Origin of the sequence: Streptomyces sp. SAI-170 (genome assembly GCF_049739565.1) — a bacterium.
Classification (GTDB): domain Bacteria; phylum Actinomycetota; class Actinomycetes; order Streptomycetales; family Streptomycetaceae; genus Streptomyces.
In genome coordinates this window covers 8,118,129-8,138,768 of the sequence record NZ_JBMGQD010000001.1, presented here as the reverse complement: position 1 = coordinate 8,138,768, position 20,640 = coordinate 8,118,129, and the positions used below count along the sequence as shown (strand labels likewise).

General features: G+C 70.2%; 16 protein-coding genes. 6 read left to right on the top strand and 10 right to left on the bottom strand.

Features of this window, described 5'->3' with window-relative positions; all coding sequences use genetic code 11:
* Positions 1-24 precede the first annotated feature (24 nt).
* Positions 25-1,293, bottom strand: coding sequence for an extracellular solute-binding protein (locus RKD23_RS36575; protein WP_424857649.1), 1,269 nt, complete (start codon positions 1,291-1,293; stop codon positions 25-27).
* 248 nt (positions 1,294-1,541) lie between these two features.
* Here RKD23_RS36575 and RKD23_RS36570 point away from each other — a divergent pair, with 248 nt between their 5' ends.
* Both RKD23_RS36570 and RKD23_RS36565 read left to right on the top strand, forming a co-directional pair.
* Positions 1,542-2,387, top strand: coding sequence for a GntR family transcriptional regulator (locus RKD23_RS36570; protein WP_424857648.1), 846 nt, complete (start codon positions 1,542-1,544; stop codon positions 2,385-2,387).
* A gap of 1 nt (position 2,388) precedes the next feature.
* Positions 2,389-3,306, top strand: a complete 918-nt coding sequence (locus RKD23_RS36565; RefSeq protein WP_424857647.1) for a hypothetical protein — start codon at positions 2,389-2,391, stop codon at positions 3,304-3,306.
* A 71-nt stretch (positions 3,307-3,377) separates the two neighbouring features.
* Here RKD23_RS36565 and RKD23_RS36560 read toward each other — a convergent pair whose 3' ends face one another.
* The 6 genes from RKD23_RS36560 to RKD23_RS36535 form a co-directional block, all read right to left on the bottom strand.
* Positions 3,378-3,698 (bottom strand): hypothetical protein, encoded by a 321-nt coding sequence (locus RKD23_RS36560; protein ID WP_424857646.1) that lies wholly within the window; start codon positions 3,696-3,698, stop codon positions 3,378-3,380.
* A gap of 212 nt (positions 3,699-3,910) precedes the next feature.
* On the bottom strand, positions 3,911-8,203 hold the full coding sequence (locus tag RKD23_RS36555; protein ID WP_424857645.1) for a discoidin domain-containing protein: 4,293 nt from the start codon (positions 8,201-8,203) through the stop codon (positions 3,911-3,913).
* 113 nt (positions 8,204-8,316) lie between these two features.
* The gene (locus tag RKD23_RS36550; protein WP_424857644.1) at positions 8,317-9,921 is read right to left on the bottom strand and encodes a glycoside hydrolase family 13 protein; all 1,605 of its coding nucleotides are present in this window, start codon (positions 9,919-9,921) and stop codon (positions 8,317-8,319) included.
* 98 nt (positions 9,922-10,019) lie between these two features.
* Positions 10,020-10,895 (bottom strand): carbohydrate ABC transporter permease, encoded by an 876-nt coding sequence (locus tag RKD23_RS36545; RefSeq protein ID WP_424857643.1) that lies wholly within the window; start codon positions 10,893-10,895, stop codon positions 10,020-10,022.
* Between the two features lie 16 nt (positions 10,896-10,911).
* Positions 10,912-11,871: a carbohydrate ABC transporter permease gene (locus RKD23_RS36540; RefSeq protein ID WP_424857642.1), complete on the bottom strand. Its 960-nt coding sequence runs from the start codon at positions 11,869-11,871 to the stop codon at positions 10,912-10,914.
* A gap of 64 nt (positions 11,872-11,935) precedes the next feature.
* Entirely contained in the window at positions 11,936-13,354 is a 1,419-nt protein-coding gene (locus RKD23_RS36535) for an ABC transporter substrate-binding protein (RefSeq protein WP_424857641.1), read from the bottom strand.
* A 250-nt stretch (positions 13,355-13,604) separates the two neighbouring features.
* Between RKD23_RS36535 and RKD23_RS36530 the strand changes: the two genes are divergently transcribed.
* The gene (locus tag RKD23_RS36530) at positions 13,605-14,438 is read left to right on the top strand and encodes a hypothetical protein (RefSeq protein WP_424857640.1); all 834 of its coding nucleotides are present in this window, start codon (positions 13,605-13,607) and stop codon (positions 14,436-14,438) included.
* Here RKD23_RS36530 and RKD23_RS36525 read toward each other — a convergent pair.
* Positions 14,369-15,406, bottom strand: a complete 1,038-nt coding sequence (locus RKD23_RS36525) for a helix-turn-helix domain-containing protein (protein WP_424857639.1) — start codon at positions 15,404-15,406, stop codon at positions 14,369-14,371. The two genes, RKD23_RS36530 and RKD23_RS36525, sit on opposite strands and share 70 nt — an antisense overlap.
* A 223-nt stretch (positions 15,407-15,629) precedes the next feature.
* On the opposite strand from RKD23_RS36525, the gene RKD23_RS36520 reads away from it, so the two are divergent.
* Positions 15,630-16,247: a hypothetical protein gene (locus RKD23_RS36520; RefSeq protein WP_424857638.1), complete on the top strand. Its 618-nt coding sequence runs from the start codon at positions 15,630-15,632 to the stop codon at positions 16,245-16,247.
* 104 nt (positions 16,248-16,351) lie between these two features.
* Positions 16,352-16,912 (top strand): hypothetical protein, encoded by a 561-nt coding sequence (locus tag RKD23_RS36515; RefSeq protein ID WP_424857637.1) that lies wholly within the window; start codon positions 16,352-16,354, stop codon positions 16,910-16,912.
* Positions 16,913-16,915: 3 nt separating this feature from the next.
* Here RKD23_RS36515 and RKD23_RS36510 read toward each other — a convergent pair whose 3' ends face one another.
* Entirely contained in the window at positions 16,916-17,719 is an 804-nt protein-coding gene (locus tag RKD23_RS36510) for a hypothetical protein (RefSeq protein ID WP_424857636.1), read from the bottom strand.
* 9 nt (positions 17,720-17,728) lie between these two features.
* Positions 17,729-18,568: a class I SAM-dependent methyltransferase gene (locus RKD23_RS36505; RefSeq protein WP_424857635.1), complete on the bottom strand. Its 840-nt coding sequence runs from the start codon at positions 18,566-18,568 to the stop codon at positions 17,729-17,731.
* Positions 18,569-18,748: 180 nt separating this feature from the next.
* Between RKD23_RS36505 and RKD23_RS36500 the strand changes: the two genes are divergently transcribed.
* Positions 18,749-20,509, top strand: coding sequence for a serine/threonine-protein kinase (locus RKD23_RS36500; RefSeq protein ID WP_424857634.1), 1,761 nt, complete (start codon positions 18,749-18,751; stop codon positions 20,507-20,509).
* Positions 20,510-20,640: the final 131 nt, after the last annotated feature.

The following is a 20,640-nucleotide window of genomic DNA, read 5'->3' as shown; positions in this document are numbered from 1 at the left end:
CTTCTCCTTGTGCTGAAGGGGAGTTCAGGAGGCGCTGTTCAGGGTGGAGGTGATGGTCCGGGACGCCTTGGCGGCCTCGGACCTCGCGTCGCGGCCGGTGAGGACGGCCGTCATGTAGTCCTTGATGGGGTTGCGCGCCTCCACGGCGGCCCACTGGGGCGTGTTGGGAGTGGCGTGGCCGTTGGCGGCCCCGACGGCCATGGCGGCGGCGCCGGGGTCGGCGGAGACGGCGCCGGCCAGCGTGGTCTTGTTGGGTACGTAGCTCATGGCCGCGGCGAGCTTCTTCTGCCAGGCGTCGCCGGTGAGTTCCTCGATGAAGGTGTACGCCTCGGCCTGGTGCCGGGCGGCGGCGGGCACGACGAGGTCGGAGCCGCCGGTGAAGACGGCGCCCGGGGTGTCGGGGGTCTTGCCGGGGATGGGGAAGAAGCCCAGTTTTCCTTCGAGTGCGGGGTTGTTCTGCGTGACGACGGCGGCGCCGCCGGGGGCGGCGATGATCTGGGCGATCCGGCCCTTGGCCATCACCTCGGCCTGGGGCGGCTGGGCTTCGTCGGAGTCCTTGGGGCCCTTGCCCAGGGACTGGAGGCGCTGGTAGAAGGCCATGGCCCGCAGCGCCTCGGGGCTGTCGAGCCCGCCCTTCCAGGTGCCGCCGGACTCGACGGCGAGGTCACCGCCCTCGTCCCAGATGAACCCGGCCAGGGCGTACCAGTTCTGCCCGGGCAGGTAGATGCCCTGCGTCCCGGCGCGGTTGAGCTTCTCGGTCGCGGCGATCCACTGGTCGCGGGTCCTGATGCTCGCCGCGTCCACGCCGGCCTTCTCGAACAGGTCGGTGCGGTAGATGACGACGCGGTTGGCGGCGTAGTAGGGAATGCCGTACTGCCTGCCGTCGTACGCGCCCGGCTCGGCGAGGCCCTTGAGCCAGCTCTCGCCGCCGAGCTCCGGCACCTTGTCGGTGAAGTCGGTCAGGCCGCCGCTCTGGGCGTACTGGGCGACCTGGGTGTTGCCGACCTCGATGACGTCCGGCGCGTCGTTGCCGGCGAGGGCGGCGGTCACCTTCTCCCCGATCCCCTCCCACTCCTGGATCTGGATCCGGACGTCGATGCCGGGGTGGGCCTTCTCGAAGCCCGCCTCGAACTCCTTCTGGAAGGCGTCCGAGACGCTGTCACGCATCAGCCAGACGTCGAGGGCGGTCCTGCCGCCGCCGGCGCTGTCCGAGGTGCCGTCGGAGGAGGAGCAGGAGACGAGCAGGGTGCTCAGCAGCAGGGCGCCGAGCAGGGCGGGGGAACGGTGACGCACGATTCACCTCGGGGAGTTGACCAGTTGACCACTTGGTGTTGACCAGTCGCGACGAGAAGGAAAATGGCATGGACCAATGAGGGCGTCAACCCTCTTGTCACGGAAGGCCTTTCACCGACGAGTGGCTCAATTCAACGTCTGATCACACGACCACCCGGGCCACAACACCATTGACCAGCGGACCAGTTAAGATGACCAGTGCGTGTCAGGGCCTGTCCGTCCGTCCCGATCGAGAAGGAAAGGCGCCCATGGAGATCGACGCCGCAGCCTCCGGTGCGATGCTGAAGCGCGAGCGGGTCCGCGAGGCGATCCTCGAGCTCATCGAGGCGCGCCGTCCCGGAGACGCCATCCCCTCCGAGCGCGTGCTGAGCGCGGAGCTCGGGGTGTCCCGGCCCACGCTGCGTGCCGCGGTCGACGAGCTCGTCGTGGCCGGACTGCTGGTGCGCGAGCACGGCAGGGGCATGTTCGTCGCCGAGGCCAAGATCACCCAGGAACTGGTCTCGGACCGCAACGCCTTCACGCTGCCGCAGGCCGGCGGCATGTGGACCAGCGAGCTGCTGGAGTTCCGCACGGTGGCCGCCGGGGCCCGGGTGGGACGCAAGCTGCGCATGTCACCGGCCGCGGAGATCCATTACGTGGCCCGGCTGCGGCTGGTGGACGGCTCCCCCATGGCCATCGAGCACCTGCATGTACGGGCCGACCTGGTGCCCGGCCTGAGCCGGGACGAGCTGGAGCGGGGCGACCTGTACGAGCACCTTCGGGACCGGCACGGCGTCCAGGTCAGCGAGGCCGTCCAGTCGATCGAGCCCACCGTCGTCACCCGCACGGAGGCGGACCTCCTCGACGTGCCCGAGCTCTCCCCCGCCCTCCTCTTCGAACGCCTCACCTCCGACGCCCGCAACCGGCCCGTGGAGTACGTCCATTCCCTCTACCGCGGCGACCGCTACCGCATCGTCTCCCGCCTGTCCCTCGGCCCCCGCACCCAGACGCCGCCCACCGGCGAGGGCCACCATCCGGGAATCCCCCCGGGCGACTTCGCCTGCGGCGGCGCGGTGAGCTTCTCGACGCACGGGGTCGTACAGCAGGGTCTTTGAGATGCAGAAGGTCTGGAAGCTGCCTGCCACAGACCTCTTGGCAGGCCGACGCCCCCTGTGGTGGACCGTCGGCCCCGCAGGAGAACTCGCCGTGCTGCTCGTCCAACGGAAGCAGCTGCGCCGAAACCGCTACGTCAAGGGCTGGCCGGGATGGAGCCCGAAGGTCCCGTTCGATGGAGTGCTGGTGATACGCCGGGCCGACGGATCGGTTCAGCGCCACCTGCTCGAGGGCATCCGGGTCCGTCCCGGTCACATCGCCCTGCTCCCGGGCCCTCGACTGCTCGTCGCCGGCGGTCGTGCGCTCAAAGGCTCCGCAGGCTCATGGGAGCCGAACGCTGTCGTGGTGTCCCTGGAGAGCGGCGAGCAGGAGGACACCTTCTGCATCGGTGACGACATCCCCGCGCTGGTGACCGATCACAGAGGACGGATCTGGACGGCTCACGGGGACGAAGGCATCTACGGAGAGCACCCGCAGTCGGCAGCCGGCCTCACCGGCTGGAGTTCCGAAGGTGAAGCTGTCTGGGCCCCGCAAGGCCGCCTGCCCGACACACCCCTGCAAGGCTGCACCGCCGCTACTGAGGACGACCGGGTATGGCTGGTCTGGTACTCCGGCAGTCGGCGCGGCGGCACATTCCTGACTCGGATCACGCCCTCCACGGGCGAGGTGACCAGTTGGCCCAGCCCCCTCCCGAATCCCGACGGGTTCGCCGTACGCGGCCGTCGAGCAGTCCTGATGAAACGCGCTCACAACCTGTCGGCGACCGAGGTGGTCCGGGCCGAGTTGGTCGGGGACACCTGGAGTGTCACCGGACGCCGCAAGGCAAGCGTGCCCGGGCGGGTCGTCATGCGCTGCGGTCAAGGTCGTGACGGCTTGCTGTGGCTCCGTGCCGGCGACACCTGGCTTCGTATCGAAGCCTGAGGGACCGGCCGCACGCGCTAAAAGTCCGCTGTTCCCGAGTGCCCCAAAAGGGCCCGCCACACACGCCGCGGTCAGACGACCGCGGCCAGCGCCGCCGTGGTGACGGCCGTGGCCGCGCGGGCGTGGATGATCAGGTGGGTGCCGACGGAGTCGGCGTTGGCCTCCAGGACGCGTCGGGCGGGGGCGCTGGAGGTGACGACCGACAACAGGACACCCAGCGCGGTGCAGGTCCGGTGGACGAGGAGGACGGCGCTGAGTGCGGCGCCGGTCGCGGCCTGGTCCTCGAGCATGATCACGACGGGCGCCGGGTGATAGGCACGGACGAGCCCGTCGATCTCCGTCACCAGCTCGGCCCGCCCGTCCGGCCCAGGGTCACTGTCCACCCTGATCACGAGCACATGCTGGTCCAACGTATGCGACAGCATCCCGGCCTCCGGTTCACGCCTTCGACACCTCTGCTCACCAGCCGACTACCCCGCACCGCCGCCCCATCACACGATCACCTCCAACACCTGGAGATCTCTCGACCTGGAAAAGAGACCAGCGCCCGCCGCACGGACGACGGCAGGCGCTGGTCTCCTTCAGCCGGGACTCGGCCCCCAGGTCAGCAGGGGTTGATGTTCAGCTTGAACGTGCTGGTCGTGTTGCGGATGTCCTGCGCGTTGTCGCTCAGCCGCAGACAGTTGAAGGTGGCCTCCCCGACGGCGGGACCCTGGCCCTCCTCAGGCTTCTCGTTGGCCCAGAGGCCGAAGCCGGACTTGGCGTCCCAGGTGTCGCCGCTCTTGTGGGCGCCGGTGATGGAGATGTCGGTGAAGACGGTGTCCTTGATCGGGAACTGGGGTTGTCCACCGCTGTAGTTGGTCTGGAACATGATGCCGCTGTAGGTGGGGTCGACGATGTCGACGTCCCCCACGCGGATGCCCTGGAAGACCTTCGAGGCGGAGAAGATCCAGATGCCGGGGAAGGTCTGGTTGCCCCAGAAGTGGCCTCCCGCGCGGACGATGGAGATGTTCTCGAAGGTCGTCGGATCGGTGCCGAAGCCGTTCATCGGGTAGCCGAAGTCCAGGGAGGAGATGGTGATCCCGGAGTAGACCAGCGTGTCGGCGATGTGGATGTTCCGGAAGGTGTTGTTGTAGCCGCCGTACACGGCGACACCCGCGGCACGCCAGGTCAGGGTCGTGCTCAGGTTCTCGTAGACGTTGTTCTTCATGTCCGCACCGCCCGCGTCGATCGCCGAGAACAGCGCGAAGCTGTCGTCACCGGTGGCCCGGGCGTCGTTGTTCACGACGTGGTTGTCGGTCGAGCCGTTGGTCATGTTGATGCCGTCGGCGAACAGGTTGCGGATGCGGGAGTTGCGGATCGTCATCCGGTCGGTGTTGGCGCCCCAGTACAGGCACACCATGTGCTCGTTCCAGATGTCGTCGATCGTGATGTCCGAGACGTTCGAGAAGTCGAAGACCTTGCCGGGGCCGTCGATGCGCGAGGTGTAGTTGCCGAAGTAGGCGAAGCCCTTGAAGAGCGACCCCTTGGCGGTCCCGTCGGCGCGGAAGCCGATGTCGGTGTTGCTCTGGGTGCTGGGCGCGTGGAACTTCGTGTACCAGGGGCCGGCGCCCACCACCTGCACGGCCTTGCCGTACACCTGGAACTTGCCGGAGGTCTGGTAGTCCCCCGGCGGCAGGTAGACGCCGACGAGCTTGCCGGTGGTGTCCATGCGCACCCGGTCGAGCGCGTTCTGCACGTCCTGGTGGGTGAAGCCGGCCGGGACGGCGTACGCGGCCGGGTCCGGGTTCGCGACCGGGGCCGTCTTCTCCAGGTCGACGAAGTCGATGGCGTAGTGGGCGGCGCTGTTGGCGGCGTCCTTCTGCAGCCGGATCCTGCTGCCCGCGGGCACGTTCTCGTCGAGCAGGATGTGCGCCTCGTCGTAGATGTGCCGCGGCGCGCCCGTGCCCGGGTCGTTGCCCGGCCCGGTCTCCGCCCCGTACAGCCAGGCGTACTTGGAGGTCAGCGGGACCGCCTTCTTGAACACGCCGTCGACGTACAGGTTGAGGGTCGTGTCGATACCGCCGCCGCCCGGGGCGTCCGGGACGGAGAAGCGGGTGACCAGGGTGTTCGTCTCGGCGCGGGTGGTGAACTCGACGTACTCACCGGTCGCGTCCAGGGTCACCGCCCTGCGGCCGGAGGCCTCACCGGCGATGTCACCCACGGTCCGGTTGGGTCCGACGACTCTCGCGCCGCCTCCTACGGTGCCGTCCTCCGCCTCGTACGTCGTGTACGGCATGTTCGCGCCGCGGCCGACGAACAGGGGCTGCGTGGAGGTGTTGTTCTCGCGCTTGACCGGCAGTTCGTTGGTGTCGGCGGCGACGGTGGTGCGCACGGTGTACGAGCCGTTGGCCGCGGTCCAGGGACCGAGCGTCACCTCCGCCGTGGCACCGGCCGCGATGGTCCCGGAGTGGGCGCCGGTCAGGGTCCTGACCGTGGCGCCGCTGCCGTCGACCAGGGTGAGGGTCACGCCGTGGCTGCCGGCGGCACTGGCCTCGGTGCCCTGGTTCCGCACCGGCACCCGGAAGGTGACGGCGTCACCGGCGCTCGGGCTGGAAGGCGTCGTGGTGACCGAGCCGACCACCAGGTCCGAGCTCGCCACCGGCTTGACCACCAGGGCGGTGGGCCGGGTGTAGGTGTTGTTGGTCTCGTTCTGCTCGACGACCGCGTTCGCCTTGTCCGCCACCGCACTCAGCTCGTACGAGCCCGCGGCACGGGTGCCCAGCGAGGCCGTGACCGTCGTCTGGGCTCCCGCCGCCAGGGCGCCGACCTGCGCGGTGGCGACCTCGGTGACGCCCAGGCGCACCGCGAGCGTGCTCGCCGGAGCGGCGGCCGGACCGTCGTTGCGTACGGTCGCCGATACGGTGATGTCGTCCGACTCGACCGGCGCGGCGGGGGACGTGGCCAGGCCGGTGACGACCAGGTCCGGGTTGGGCGCCGGGACGCCGACGACCTGGAACTCGGCGAGCTGGCCCGCCGGGGCGCCGGTGTTGGCCGTGAACCTCAGCCGGACGTCGGCCACACGGCCGGTGACCGGGACGGTGACCGTGTTGCCGCTCGCCGGGCTGAAGTCGTAACTCCTCGCGGCGACAAGGCTGGTGAACCCGGAGGCGTTCTGTTCCCGGCCGAGGACCTCGATCGTCTGGGAGCGGGCGGACCACGCGTCGTCCGGGTTCAGCTTGAGCACCAGCCGGTCGAGGTCGGCGTTGGCGCCGAGCTTGACGGTGAGGGTCTGCGGGTAGCTGCCGCCCGCGCCCTCCCAGTAGGTGGCGGTGTTGTTGTCGTTGGCGTTCGCGGCGACGTAGGTGTGCACCGTGGAGGAGGCGTCGATGGGCTTGCCGACGGCCAGATCGGAGCCGGTGCCGCCGCTGCCGTTGCGGGTCACGCTGTTGCTGTCGCCCGACCGGTTGCCGGCCGCGTCCTTAGCCCGGACGCGGTAGGTGACCGTGCTCGTGACGGGCTGGCTGTCGGTGTATGTGGTGACGTTCCCGGCCACGGTCTCGCGCAGGACGCCGTTGGCGTAGACCTCGTAGCCGGTCACGCCGACGTTGTCGGTGGAGGCGGTCCAGGTGAGCCTGATCTGTCCGCCGGCGGGCTCGGTGAAGGCCAGGTTCGCGGGGGCCGTCGGGGCCTGGGTGTCGCCGGAGTCGCCGATGCGGGTGACGGTGTTGCTGTCGGCGGACTGGTTGCCGGCCGCGTCCCGCGCTCTCACGCGGTAGGACACCGTCTGGTTCATGGGCCGGTTGTCGGTGAACACGGTGACATCACCGGCGACACTGGTCAGCAGCTCGCCATTGGCGTAGACGTCGTACGCGGTGACGGCCACGTTGTCGGTGGCCGCGGTCCAGGTGAGGCGGATCTGGCCGGTGGCGGGCTGGGTGTAGGCCAGGTTCGCGGGCGCGGTCGGTGCCTGCGTGTCGCCGGTCGCCGGGCCGTAGATCTCCAGCTCGGACAGCTGGGCGGCGGGCTGGACGGTGTTGGCGGTCACCAGGACGCGGACATAGCGGGTGGTGGCCGTGTCGAGGGTGATGGTCGCGGTGTTGTCGTTGGCCGCGTTGAAGGCGTAGGCCTGCGACGCCTTCAGGTCGGTGAAGTCGGTGCCGTTGGTGCTGCCCTGGAGCTTCAGGGTCTGGCTGCGGCTCTCCCAGCCGGCCGGCAGCTTCAGCACGACGCGGTTGACCGCCCGGGTGACGCCGAGGTCGGCCTGGATCCACTGTGGAAGGGTGTTGTTGGCGCTCTCCCAGTAGGTGGCGCGGTTGCCGTCGTTCGCGTTGCCCGCGGTGTACACCTGCGTGTAACTGCTCGCCGTCAGCGGGCGGTTGGCGGCGAGGTTGGGGGAGGACTCGTCCGCCGAGTGCACCTCCAGCTCGGAGAGCTGGGCCGCCTGCCAGCCGGTGTTGGCGGTGATGTCGACACGGACGTACCGCGTCTGCGTGGCCGGGAACGACACGGTGACGGTGTTCCCCGTGCCCGGGGTGAAGGCGTACGTGGCGGAGGTCTTCAGCGTGGTGAAGCTGGTGCCGTCGGCGCTGCCCTGCACGGAGAGCGTCTGGTTCCGGCTCTCCCAGCCGGCCGGCAGCTTCAGGACGACCTCGTCCACGCGGGCGGCCGTCCCGAGGTCGGCCTGCACCCACTGCGGCAGGGCGGACCCGGAACTCTGCCAGTACGTGCCCTGGTTGCCGTCGGTGATGTTCGCGGCGCCGTACTCGGAGTGGGAGCTGCTCGCCGACGCGGTGTCGCCGAGCGCGATGTTCGGTCCGCCCGCCGCATGCGCGGTCAGCAGCGGACCGCCCAGTGCCAGCAGGCTTGTCGTGATCGCGGCGCTGAGCCACCGGGATCTCCATATGCGGGTGTTCATCGGACCTCGCAGGGGGTGGGGTTCCATCTGGCAGTGATGGTGCAGAACTTGCGTGCGATCGCTCGGAAATTGCAGGAGAGGCGAGCATCGTGGGGGAAGGAGGCCGTCACAGGTCAGGTGCGCAGCCAGACGGCGGTGTCCGCGGGCAGCGTTCCGTCGGCGTCCAGCGACCCGCTGGCCAGCAGCAGACCGTCGTACGGCGGTAGCGGTACGGGACCGTCGGAGAGGTTGACCACGCACACCAGGCCGTGCGGGCGGGCGAAGGCGAGGACGCCGTCGGGTGCGGCAAGCCAGGTCAGGGGCCCGTCGCCGAAGCCCGGCGCGGTGCGGCGCAGGGCCAGGGCCTGCCGGTAGAGGGACAGCATGGACCGCGGGTCGGCGCTCTGCCGATCGCGGGCGTAGGCGGACCAGCCCGAGGGCTGCGGCAGCCAGGGTTCGCCCTGTGAGCCGAAACCGGCGTGCGGCGCGTCGGCGTTCCACGGCAGCGGCACGCGGCAGCCGTCGCGGCCGGGGTCGGTGCCGCCGGAGCGGAAGTGCATGGGGTCCTGGATGCGGTCGAGGGGGATGTCGGCCTCGGGCAGGCCGAGTTCCTCGCCCTGGTAGAGGTAGACGGAGCCGGGCAGGGCGAGGGTGAGCAGGGCGGCGGCGCGGGCGCGGCGGGTGCCCAGGTCCAGGTCGGTGGGGGTGCCGAAGGCCTTGGTGGCGAAGGCGAAGGCGGTGTCCTCGCGGCCGTAGCGGGTGACCGTGCGGGTGACGTCGTGGTTGCACAGCACCCAGGTGGCGGGGGCGCCGACGGGGGCGTGTTCGGCGAGGGTGTCGTCGATGGAGCGCCGCAGCCGCTCGGGGTCCCAGGGGCAGGTGAGGAAGTTGAAGTTGAAGGCGGTGTGCAGTTCGTCGGGGCGCAGGTAGCGGGCGAAGCGTTCGGCGTCGGGCAGCCAGACCTCGCCGACGAACACGCCGCCGTACTCGTCCGCGACGGCACGCCAGGAGCGGTAGATGTCGTGGAGTTCGTCCTGGTCGATGAAGGGGGCCGGGTCGACGCCCTCCTCGTAGTCGGCGAGCTCGGGGTCCTTCACCAGCAGGGCCGCGGAGTCGATGCGCACGCCGGCCACCCCGCGCTCGAACCAGAAGCGCAGGATGTCCTCGTGCTCCTGCCGTACGGCGGGATGGGCCCAGTTGAGGTCGGGCTGCTCGGGGGTGAACAGGTGCAGGTACCACTCGCCGTCGGGGACGCGGGTCCAGGTGGTGCCGGCGAACTGGGACGGCCAGTCGTTGGGCGGCAGTTCGCCGTGCTCGCCGCGTCCGGGACGGAAGTGGAAGAGGTCGCGTTCCGGGCTGCCGGGGCCCGCGGCGAGGGCGGCCCGGAACCAGGGGTGCTGGTCGGAGACGTGGTTGGGGACGATGTCCACGATGGTGCGGATGCCGAGTTCACGGGCCTCGGCGATGAGCTTCTCGGCCTCGGCAAGGGTGCCGAAGGCGGGGTCGATGGTGCGGTAGTCGGCCACGTCGTAGCCGCCGTCCACCAGCGGTGAGAGGTACCAAGGGGTGAACCAGACGGCGTCGACGCCGAGTTCGGCGAGGTGGGGCAGTCGGGCGCGGACACCCGCGAGGTCCCCGGTGCCGTCGCCGTCGCCGTCGGCGAAGCTGCGCGGATACACCTGGTAGATGACGGCGTGGCGCCACCAGTCGTCGGTGCGGTGCGGGGTGGGCGCTCCCACGTGACGGTCCTTTCGGGCAGGGTGGATCTTCGCCGCCGGTCCGGACAGCGGGGCGTCGGACGGACCGGCGACGAAGGTTTCGGAAGTGAGCGGCGGGGTCAGCCCTTGAGGCCGCCCGCGGTCAGCCCGCTCATGATGTTGCGCTGGAAGATCAGGAAGATGAGCAGCGTGGGCAGCGAGGCGATGGTGAGCGCGGCGATCAGGACGTTCACCGGTACGCCGTTGGACAGCGAGTAGATGCCGACGTTGAGGGTCTGCTTGGCGGGATCGGGCAGGGTGAGCATCGGCCAGAGGAAGTCCTTCCAGACCCCGACGATCGCGAAGATCGACACGACGCCGAGGATGGGCCGCGAGATCGGCAGCACGATGGACCGCAGGACGCGCGTCGGGGACGCGCCGTCCATGGCGGCGGCGTCGAGGAGTTCCTTGGGGATGGAGTCGAAGAACCGCTTGAGCAGGAAGATGTTGAAGGCGTTGGTGACCGACGGCAGCCAGATCGCCCAGGGCGTGTTCAGCAGGTTCCGTTCGACGATCGGCACGTCCAGGACGGTCAGGTACTGCGGTACGACGAGGACGGTCGCCGGGATCATCAGCGTGGCCAGCATCATGCCGAGGATCGCCTTGCCGAACACGGGGCGCAGCTTGGACAGCGAGTACGCGGCCGCCACGTCGAGGACCAGCTGGAAGGCGAGCGCGCCGAAGGCGTAGAAGAGGGTGTTGCCGAGCAGCTTGGCGAGGTCCATGACCTCCCAGGCGCGGCTGTAGTTCCCGGGCGTGAAGGACCCGGGCACCAGCGTCGGGGGTGTCCGGACGACTTCCTGCGCGTCTTTGAAGCCGCTGGAGATCAGCCAGTACAGCGGGCCGAGGAAGACCAGCGTGAAACCGCCGATGACCAGGGTGAACACGGCCCAGTAGAGGGCCTTGCCACGGGGTTTGGCGAGCTGGGCCGGCGAGATGAGCGTACGCGTGGACATGGTGGTCTCCCCTGGCCTACTCGTCCTCGGCGCGGCTGAGCTTCACGTACGCCGCCGAGAACCCGGCGAGCAGTACGAGCAGGAGCAGGCCGAGGGCCGCCGCGGCACCGTAGTTGTTGAAGTTGAAGGCGTACTGGTAGATCAGGTAGACGACGGTCGTGGTGGAGCCCTCGGGGCCGGCGCCGCCGGTGAGCAGGAACGGCTCGACGAAGACCTGCATCGTGGAGATGATCTGCATGAGCAGCATCAGCGACAGGATCAGCCGCGTCTGCGGGATGGTGACGTGCCAGATCTTGCGCAAGAGCCCGGCCCCGTCGAGTTCGGCCGCCTCGTACAGTTCGCCGGGGATGCCCTGAAGGGCGGCGAGGTAGATGAGGGCGGCGCCTCCCATGTTCATCCAGGTGGAGGCGAGGACGACGGAGAGCATGGACAGGTCCGCGTCCTGGAGCCACTGCTGTTCGGGCAGGTGGAGGAAGCCCAGCAGCTCGTTGAGCAGGCCGTAGCCGGGGTCGTAGAGGTACTTGAAGAGCAGCACCGAGGCGACCGGCGGGAGCATGACGGGCAGATAGACGAGCAGGCGGAGGTAACCCTTGCCGTGGTGGAACTCGTTGATGACGATCGCGACGACGAACGGCACGGCGAAGCCGAAGACGAGGGCCAGCACGGTGAACAGCAGGGTGTTGCGCCAGGCCTGCCAGAAGGCGGGGTCGTTGAAGACGGTGGTGAGGTTGTCCAGGCCGACCCAGGTGGTCTCGCCGCCCTCGGTCTTCTGGAAGGCCAGGAAGAACTCCCTGATCATCGGATACCAGGAGAACACGGCGAAGCAGACGACCGCGCCGATGAGGAATCCGTGCGCCGTCAGATTGCGCCGCAGGCTCCTGGCGAAGGCGCCGCCAAAGGGGGCGCGGGAGACCTGGCGTGGCTGCGGAGGGCGGGGAGGTCCCACTTTGCTGGGGGTCAGGCTGGGGGCCGACATCGATGCTCCTCGGTACGTGGTCTGCCGGGCGGGCGGCCTGCGCGGCCTGCCCGCCCGGGTCGGGTCACTGGTTGGCGAGAACCTGGTCGACCTGTGACTCGGCCGTGTCGAGGAGCTCGTCGATGTCGGCGTCCTCGTTGGTGAGGATGCCGGACATGACGTTGTCGAGGACCTTGTAGATCTCCTGCGCCTTCGGCGGCTCGGCCTTGCCGGGCACCGGGTTGTCCATGAACGCCTTGAAGTTGGCGACCGGCATGGTGGCGTTGGCGACGCGCGCGGCGTCGTCCTTCTGCTTGGACTCCCCCAGCCAGAAGTTGGGCTGCGGCACACCGACCGGGAGCTTGTCGGCCTTGGTGCGGGCCCAGTCGAACTGGCCCTTGCCGACGGTGAGGTTCTTGAAGTTCAGCCAGGCGACCGCGGCCTTGACCTTGTCGGCGGAGATGCCCTTCTTGATCATGTAGTTGTTGCCGCCGGCCAGGGTGTTCTTCTCGCCGGGGATCGGTCCCATGCCGAAGTTCTCGTACTTGGCGCCGAGTTGCTGGACCATGTACGCGATGTCGTCCGGCGCGGCGAGGAACATGCCGAGCTTGTCGGTGGCGATCTGCTTCTGCAGGTCGCCCCACTTCAGCAGCTGGGTCTTGCCCATGCTGTCGTCGTCCCAGCGCATGGCGTGGAGGTTGGCGGCCACCTGCTTGCCGAGGTCGTCGTTGAACGCGGCCTTCTTGCCGGTGGCGTCCACGATGTCGCCGCCGAGGCTGTACATGTGCGCGGTGAAGTGCCAGCCGCCGGTGTTGCCCGCGCTGTACTCGCCGAAGCCCGCGATGCCGTCCCCGAGGCCGGCGATCTTCTTGGCGGCGGTACGGACCTCCGCCCAGGTGCGCGGCGGGTTGTCGGGGTCGAGGCCGGCCTGCTGGAAGAGGGTGCGGTTGATGAGCAGGCCCATCGTGTAGTTGCTGGTGGGCAGGCCGTAGAGCTTGCCGTCGTGCTTCAGCGAGGCGAGGACGTTCGGGTCGATGTCCTTCAGGGCCGGGACGGTCCTGTCGTTGACGTAGGCGGTGATGTCCTCGGCGCCGTCGTGGTCGAGGACCTGCGGCAGGTCGGTGAAGTAGGTGTAGAACACGTCCGGCTGGGACTTGGCCTTCAGCATCGCGGTGAAGCGCGGGGGTTCCAGGCACTGGCCGGGGGTGGAGCGGCCCTCGATGGTGACGTTCGGGTACGTCTTGTTGAACTCGGCGACGTCCTCCTTCCACTCCTTCAGCTCCGCCGCCTTCGCCGCCGGGGGCATGCAGTCGATGGTGATCGTCACCTTCGTCCTGGGGTCCAGCGGGGCGGAGGGATCCGACGAGCCGCTCCCGTTCGCGGCACCGCCGTCGTCGTCGCTGCTGCTGCTGGTGCCGCAGGCGGCGAGCGCGCTCAGCGTCAGTGCGGAGACGAGGGCGACCGCGCTGGCGCGGCGGGTACGGCGGAGCCGGGCACTTCTCATGGGTGCTCCCCTTCGGGCATGTACGTGGACGTCACCCCACCACCGGACGGCGGATGCGCTGTGGGGCGGGGCACACTCAACCACCGCCAACAGATGAACGCAATATCTCTCGCACGTTTTGCAAATCATCGACAACAAGCAGTCAGTTGGCCGTCGAAAGCGGCGCCCGAGACTCCGCCACGGACCCGCGCGCCGCCCTACTGTGGGCCGGGCGCTGCCCTGCATCCGACCAGCGAGGAGCCCTGAGGCCGTGAACGTCGAGATCAATCCGCTCGTACGCGAGACCGCCGCCCGGTTGGGAGCCGGCGTCCCCTACGCCTTGAAGGCGGTCGCCGGCCTGCTGGCCGACGACCCGGACCTGGGCCGGCCCTCGGGCCTTCCCGGCATCCTCACCGTGACGCTCGACGGCGACATGGTCGAGGACTGCCCGGCCCTGGCCATCGGCTACATCCGCGAGCCGGACCGGGTCGAGATCCGGTACGTGAGCACGGTTCCGACACCCGAGCCCGCCGACGCCGCCGACAACAACGAGGGGCTGGAACAGGTCCGGTCGGCCGACCCGGCCACCGACGCGCTCGTCGTGCGGGAGATCGCCGACGCCTGGCGCCGCATCATCCACCGACTCCAGCAGGACGCCCCGGACTCCTACGCCGCGCTCCGCGCCGGCGCCACCCCCGCCGACCTCGCCGCCCTGGAGGACACTCTCGGTGTCCGCATACCTGTCGAGCTGCACGTCCTGTGGCTGCTCACGGCCGGCGACGACGGGGTCGACGGCCGAGGATGCCTTCCCGGCGGCGCGGCCCTGATGCCGCTGGACGCCGTAGCCGCCTTCCACCAGCAGATGACGGAGGCCCAGGCGCACAAGGACGCCCTCGACACAGGCCGTTGCGCGGAAGACCGCGTCACCGTCTGGAAGCCCACCTGGATCCCGGTCATCACCCACGGCGCGGCCGACCGCACGTCCGGGCTGTACCTGGACACCGCGACCGGCTGTCTGGGCCGGTGGTCCCGCTCCTACGAACCCCCTGCCGAGGAACTCGACACGCTGGTCACGTACTTGGAAGGGGTTGCCGACATGCTCTGACCGTGTCCCCCGCCGAGGCGCCGGAAGTCGCTCGGCGGAATTCCGTACGCACGCCGGAAGGCGCGGGTGAAGTCCGCATGGTGCCGGAAGCCCCAGCGGCCGGCGATCTCACCGATCCCGTGGTGGCCGAGGGCGGGGTCGAGGAGATCGGCCCGGCTTCGTTCCAGGCGGAGCCGGCGGATGGTGGCGCCGATCGTCTCCGGCTGGTCGTGGAAGAGCGAGTGGAGCAGTCGTACGGAGATGTGGTGGTGGGCCGCGACGGTGGCCGGGCCGAGTGCCGGGTCGGCGACGTTGCGGTCGACGAAGGCCAGGATCCGGGCGCGCAGCACCTGTCGGCGGGTCTCTGGGGACAGCGGGGCCGGGCTGTCGGCCGCGGACGCGAGGTAGGCGGCCGCGAGGTCGACGGCGACGTTCCCCAGGCGCCTGAGCTCGGCGGGCTCGCCCGCGTCGGCCCGGGCGCGCAGCCCCGTCAGGTACGAGGCGAGCAACGCCCCGGAGACGGTACGGGTCGGCAGGGGGACGCCGAGCAGCCGGTCCGCCCGGTCCTGCGGCAGGGGCAGGGCCGACCGGGGCAGGCGCAGCAGGCTGACACGCGAGAGCCGGCCTTCGTCGTGGAACTCGCTGTCCAGCGGGTGGGAGGTGTCGAACAGCGCCATCGCTCCTGTGGTGATGAGGGCGGTGTTCCGGCGCTGTGCGATGCCGATGGGGCTGCCGTGGACCAGGAAGAGGAAGCAGTCCTCCGGGTCGGCGCGCCGGATCTGCGCGGCGGAGCGGCGGGCCGACATCGGGGAGAACGAGAAGCCGCAGATGTCGGTGTCGCCCAGCCGGATCGCCGTGGCGGTGCCCCGGAACCGCTCGCTGTACGGGCTCTTGAGCGACACCGGCATGATCATGTCGCCGACCATGTGGGACCACCACTCGAAGCCGTCGCGTGCGCTGACGCTCGTGGTGGAGACGGCAGCCTTCACCTGAACCCCCGTTCGACATGCACAGGGCCATCGTGGGTGTCGGCGGACCGGCTGCACAGCGCAAAGTCGGTCAACTCGCCGTACTGGCAGGAGCGTTTGCGCTCGGTGTGAAAGCACACTGCGCTCGCTGCCAAAGACCTCGCAGGCGGCCCGGCCGCACAGTGGTGGCCGGCCCGGCGGCGTGCCGGGCGTGGCGCACGGACACCCAAGCAGAGGTGACGCAGTGAGAGAGCAAGCAACCTTACGCACGAGCGGCTGGGCGAAGGCCGTCGTCTGCGCGGTCATGGCCGTCCTCGCGCTCGTGGCGGCGCCCGGCGCGGCCGGGGCCGCGGACACGGGCAGGACGGCGGTGGCGGGCGGAAGCGGCGCCCGCGCGGACTTCTCCGCGCAGGCCAGGAGCGCGGGGCTGAGCGGCACGCAGGCCGACAGACTGCAGGACCGTGTCGACGGCTACCTGGCGAAGACGCGCGGTACGCAGATCGGCGCCAACAAGATCGCGCTGGACGGCGGCGTCCTGCTGCTCGCGCTGCCCGGGGAGCGACGGGCCCGCGACCTGGACGCGCCGAACGCCGGCTTCGGCGCGACCGCCTACTGCGCGTACACCTATGTGTGTGCCTACAGCGGCCCGGACTTCACGGGTGACGAGATGATCCTCTACACCTGCGGCAAGCTCAACCGCATCTACTGGACCGGGACCGGCTCCTGGATCAACAACCAGCGCTCGACGCTGTACGCCAGGTTCTACGACCAGTACGGCAACCTGGGCTGGACCTCACCCGGCGGATACAGCGAGGACCGCCACGCCCCCTGGGGCTGGGTGTGGTGGCTGAGCCCCTGCTGAGAGGGCACCTGACCTGAGACCAGGGCCGGGCGGGGGCGGCGGCGTAAGCCGACCTCCGTCCGGCCCTCTGCTGTTGAATGGCCCGCATGAATGAGGCTGCTGTTGTGCGACTTCGTCAGGCCGTCCGACGTATTCAGGACGCCGCTCGTGACCGTGGCACCACGGGGCGCGGCGCGGAGGAGGCGGACGAGGTCGCCGGTACGTTCGCCACGGACGGCGCGCTCGGCTTCGACCCGTTCCCTTTCCTCCGGGCTCTGGACGAGGCCGGTTCGCACGCGGTGGTCGTCGGACAGGTCGCCGGCATCATGCACGGCTCGACGGAACTGACCGGCGACCTCGACCTGTTGTGGGACGGCACACCCGAGGAGGCCCACGCCCTGCGAGCGGCCCTGGCCGCGACAGGCTGCTCCGAGCTGCCCGACCTCGACCGGCCGGAGGTGGCCTACCGGGTGACCGGCGCCTCCGGCGACCTGTGCACACCGGCCCTGCCCTGGGGCGACATGGACGTCACCCCCTGCCTGGACCGGGCGGTGCGCGCCCATGACCCGGCCGGCTTCACCGTCCGCTACGTCGCCCTGGACGACCTGATCCGTATGCGGCGCTCTCTCGGCCGTCCCAAGGACCACCGGCGCGCGGACGAACTGGAACGCCTGTCCGCGCGCTGACCGTCAGCACGCCGCGAACGACCAGAAGACGCCGACCTCTTCGTCGTTGACCGCGATGAGCCCCAAGTCGCCGAAGAAGTCCAGGCCGTTCAGGTACTCGGAGGTGAGGAAGCCGTGGGAGCGGGTGCCCTGGAGGCCCGCCGCGACGAAATCCTGAGCCGGATCGGCGGCGGCGGCCGACGCGTTGGTCCAGTAGCGCGCCGTGGGGCCGTAGCGGTCGAGCAGGGTGCGGACGTCCGCCAGTACGGCGTCCCGGTCCGGGCGGGAGCGGACGGGGGCCGGTTCCGTCTGCCACTCCTCGGTCATGACGGCGAGCGCGGCCACCGCCGCCCGGGGTTCCAGGGGATGGAGGTGGTCGGGGAACTGCGCTGCGGCCGGGGGCGCGAAGGGATACGCCGGCACCGAGTGGCGCGCGGTGTTCCTGCGGTCCGGGTCGAGCCGGATCCAGCCGCGCGGGTCGGGCACCGTCCGGTGCATGACGGCGAGCACGTCGTGCGCCCAGTCCTCGTGCCGCCGGGATCCGGTGGCCGCGAAGACGTACACGTCGTCGAGGAGGCGCAGTGCCGACGCGTTCCAGGGGCAGCGGCGGCCGCGGAACTCCGCCAGCAGGCCGCCGACTTCGCGTCTGAAGGCGTCCTCAGGGGCGCGCGGGAAGCTCAGCAGCCGGCCGAGCGCCCAGGGCAGGAGCTCGCCCGGCCCCTCCCCGGCACGAGCGGCGACCTCCTGCGGAAGCGCCACGTCAGCCCCGTCCCACAGTGCCTCCAGATGGGCGTCGAGGAGGTCCAAGGCGGTCCGGTCGGTGGGCATCGGGCCACTTTAAGCGGTCTCCTCCGGGTCAGGGTCCGGTGCCGGGTGGTGTGGCACAGGTGTCCCGTGGGTGACGCGGAGTTTGGACTGGCCGTGGGGCAGGCGCTCCCAGTCGTCCATGAACCGCGCCTCCAGGCCGTGCCTGCGCGCCAGCCGTACGAGGGTCTGTGTGCGGTAGTAGAAGTCCTCGCGCAGCACCTGGTGCTCGGTGCCCTCGGTCCGGTCGAAGGTGAAGTCGAAGAAGCCGCCCGGCGCCAGGACGCGGCCCACATGGGCCAGGCACTCGTCGATGACCTCGATCGGCGAGTGGGAGAACACGCTGTGCGCGTGGACCACCGTGAACCAGCCGTCGGGGAGGAAGTCCAGTCGCAGGTCGTCCACCGGGGTCAGATACGGCACCTTGTCCTGGAGCCCGTAGCGCACCAGCGTCTTCTTCGCCTCGATCAGGATGTCGGGCGAGATGTCGATGCCGTAGTAATGGCCCGGCTCCAGATGCCGGATGAACCGCCATCCCGCACGCAGGTTGCCGCAGCCGATCTCCAGCATCCGGTCCTCGGGCCGCAGCCCGTGGCCGAGCAGGTAGTCGAACTGCATGCGGCCGATCTCCAGCCACCGCTCTTGCGAGGGGTTGCCGCCGGTCGCCGCCTGTGGGCTGCGGGCCGTGTCGCTCGCCATCACCGCCCGGTAGTACGCCACATGACTGCCCCGGTGCTTCAGCCGCAGCCACCCGTCCCGGGCGGCGCGCCGCGCATACGGCACCACCCGGCCCGGGTTCCGCAGCGCGTACCGCAGCCGGTAGCCCAGCCGCGCCCTGTTCCGCGACCCACGCGCCTCGGGGGTTCCCGGCATGACACCTCCCTGCTCCGACACCGGTGTGACACATCCACACTCCACCGTGCACCCGGGGACGCCGACCGGCAGCCCGGGTCGGTCCGTGCGGGCGGGGTGGGCACTCGCACGGGGGTGCCGGTGCACCCGTAGCCCGACCTGGGCGGGGCCCTGTCACCGGGATCTCGTAGGCTCCGGGCCATGAACGACGGGGAATCCGGCAGACGGGTCATCGACGGACGCTTCGAGCTCGAGGCACGGCTCGGTGGCGGCGGTATGGGCATGGTGTGGCGGGCGCGCGATCTGGTCCTGGACCGGGCCGTGGCGCTCAAGGAGGTACGGCCGCCCGATCCGGGTCTCGCCGAGTACGACCCGCAGGGCGCGGCGATGCTGCGGGCCCGGGTCCTGCGCGAGGCGCGGGCGCTCGCCCGGGTCGACCACCCCAACGTCGTGACCATCCACCATGTGGTGGACGGCGGGGAGCACACCTACCCGTGGCTCGTCATGGAGCTGGTGACCGGCGGCTCGCTCCAGGACCGGCTCGCGAAGGGGCCGCTGACGCCCGTCGAGGCCGCCCGGCTCGGCCGCGAGGTACTGGCCGCGCTGCGCGCCGCGCACGATGTCGGCATCCAGCACCGGGACGTGAAGCCCGCCAACGTCCTGCTGAGGCCCGACGGACGCCCCGTCCTCACCGACTTCGGCATCGCGGCCATCAGGGAGTCGACCGCCCTGACCGCGACCGGGTCCGTCATCGGCACGCCCGACTACATGGCACCCGAACGCATCTCGGGCGCCGAGGGCGGCCCCGGCTCCGACCTGTGGTCGCTGGCGATGATGCTGTACGTCGCCGTCGAGGGGCATCACCCGCTGCGCAGGGGAACGACTCTGGCGACGCTGGCGGCCCTGCTGAGCGAGGAGCTTCCGCCGCCGCAGCGGTCCGGGCCACTGACCGGCTTCCTGACCGCCATGCTGGTCAAGGACCCGGCCCTCCGGCCGGACGCGACGGCCGCCGACCGCATGCTCGCGGAAGCGGCGGCAGGCCCCGACGCGGCCCCGAGCGCTCCCCACGCTTCGGACACTCCGCACGGGACCACCTCGTACCGGCTGACGCCCCCGTCGGCGCCGACGCCCGCCGGGTCCGCCCCGGCCGGCTTCGGGCCGCCGCCGCCCGGCTACGGACCGTCGGCTCCGCAGAACGCCGCTCCGGGCCCCTTCGCGCCCCCCACCTTCTCCCCGGCAGGGCCCACACGGCCGACCCCGCCGCGACCGGCCTCCCGCGCGCGGAGCCGGGTCGCGATCGCCTCGTCCGTCGTGGGGACGGTGCTGGTGGGCGTGCTGGTGTGGACCCTGTTGCCGGACGGAGGCGACAAGGGCGGTCCGACAGCGGGCGACAAGAGCGGTCGGACAGCGACCGACTCCCCCGGCTCGTCCTCCGCCACCGCCAAGGAGTCGACTCCCCCACCGCCCACGGCGTCCGGTACGGCATCGACGCCCCAGATCGACGCGAAGAACGGTCTGCTCACCCCGGACGGCATCCGGACGGCGGTGAAGGAGATCAAGGCGGCGACCGGAACGGATCGCGCGTACGACTTCAGCGTCTATCCGGAATTCGTGTCCGCGTCCATCATGGTCAAGGGCAGCGACACCAAATACGACAGCTACACGTACCGCCCTGGCGAGGGTGTCCAGAAGGGCATCATCAGCAGCTCGATCATCGGCGGCAAACGCCCGTTCCACCTCGACGACTTCGACTGGGACGTCCTGCCCGAGCTGCTGGAACGGGCCGAGAAGGACCTGAACGTGCCGCAGCCGACGATGCGTTACGTCCTGGTCCGCCCGCCCGACGACACCTTCGACACCCCGTTGGGACTCGCCGTCTATCGCACCGACGAATACGACGCCGGCTACTTGGAAGCCGATCTGAAAGGCAAGGTGACCCGCGTGATGCCGGCCGAGGACTGAGCGGCGTATTCACGTGATGGTGACAGCCGTTCATAGTGGAATGCGAAACGAATTCCCCGGTGGCCGTCACCGCGACGCGCTTCTAAACTGAAGGGGATTCTGCCTGCCGGCCCGGTGAAGCCGCCTCTTGC

Excerpts from the sequence above, each read along its gene's own strand:
- RKD23_RS36570 (WP_424857648.1), top strand. The coding sequence starts at position 1,542 with ATGGAGATCGACGCCGCAGCCTCCGGTGCGATGCTGAAGCGCGAGCGG.
- RKD23_RS36565 (WP_424857647.1), top strand. The coding sequence starts at position 2,389 with ATGCAGAAGGTCTGGAAGCTGCCTGCCACAGACCTCTTGGCAGGCCGA.
- RKD23_RS36555 (WP_424857645.1), bottom strand. The coding sequence starts at position 8,203 with ATGAACACCCGCATATGGAGATCCCGGTGGCTCAGCGCCGCGATCACG.
- RKD23_RS36545 (WP_424857643.1), bottom strand. The coding sequence starts at position 10,895 with ATGTCCACGCGTACGCTCATCTCGCCGGCCCAGCTCGCCAAACCCCGT.
- RKD23_RS36540 (WP_424857642.1), bottom strand. The coding sequence starts at position 11,871 with ATGTCGGCCCCCAGCCTGACCCCCAGCAAAGTGGGACCTCCCCGCCCT.
- RKD23_RS36535 (WP_424857641.1), bottom strand. The coding sequence starts at position 13,354 with ATGAGAAGTGCCCGGCTCCGCCGTACCCGCCGCGCCAGCGCGGTCGCC.
- RKD23_RS36510 (WP_424857636.1), bottom strand. The coding sequence starts at position 17,719 with ATGCCCACCGACCGGACCGCCTTGGACCTCCTCGACGCCCATCTGGAG.
- RKD23_RS36505 (WP_424857635.1), bottom strand. The coding sequence starts at position 18,568 with ATGCCGGGAACCCCCGAGGCGCGTGGGTCGCGGAACAGGGCGCGGCTG.
- RKD23_RS36500 (WP_424857634.1), top strand. The coding sequence starts at position 18,749 with ATGAACGACGGGGAATCCGGCAGACGGGTCATCGACGGACGCTTCGAG.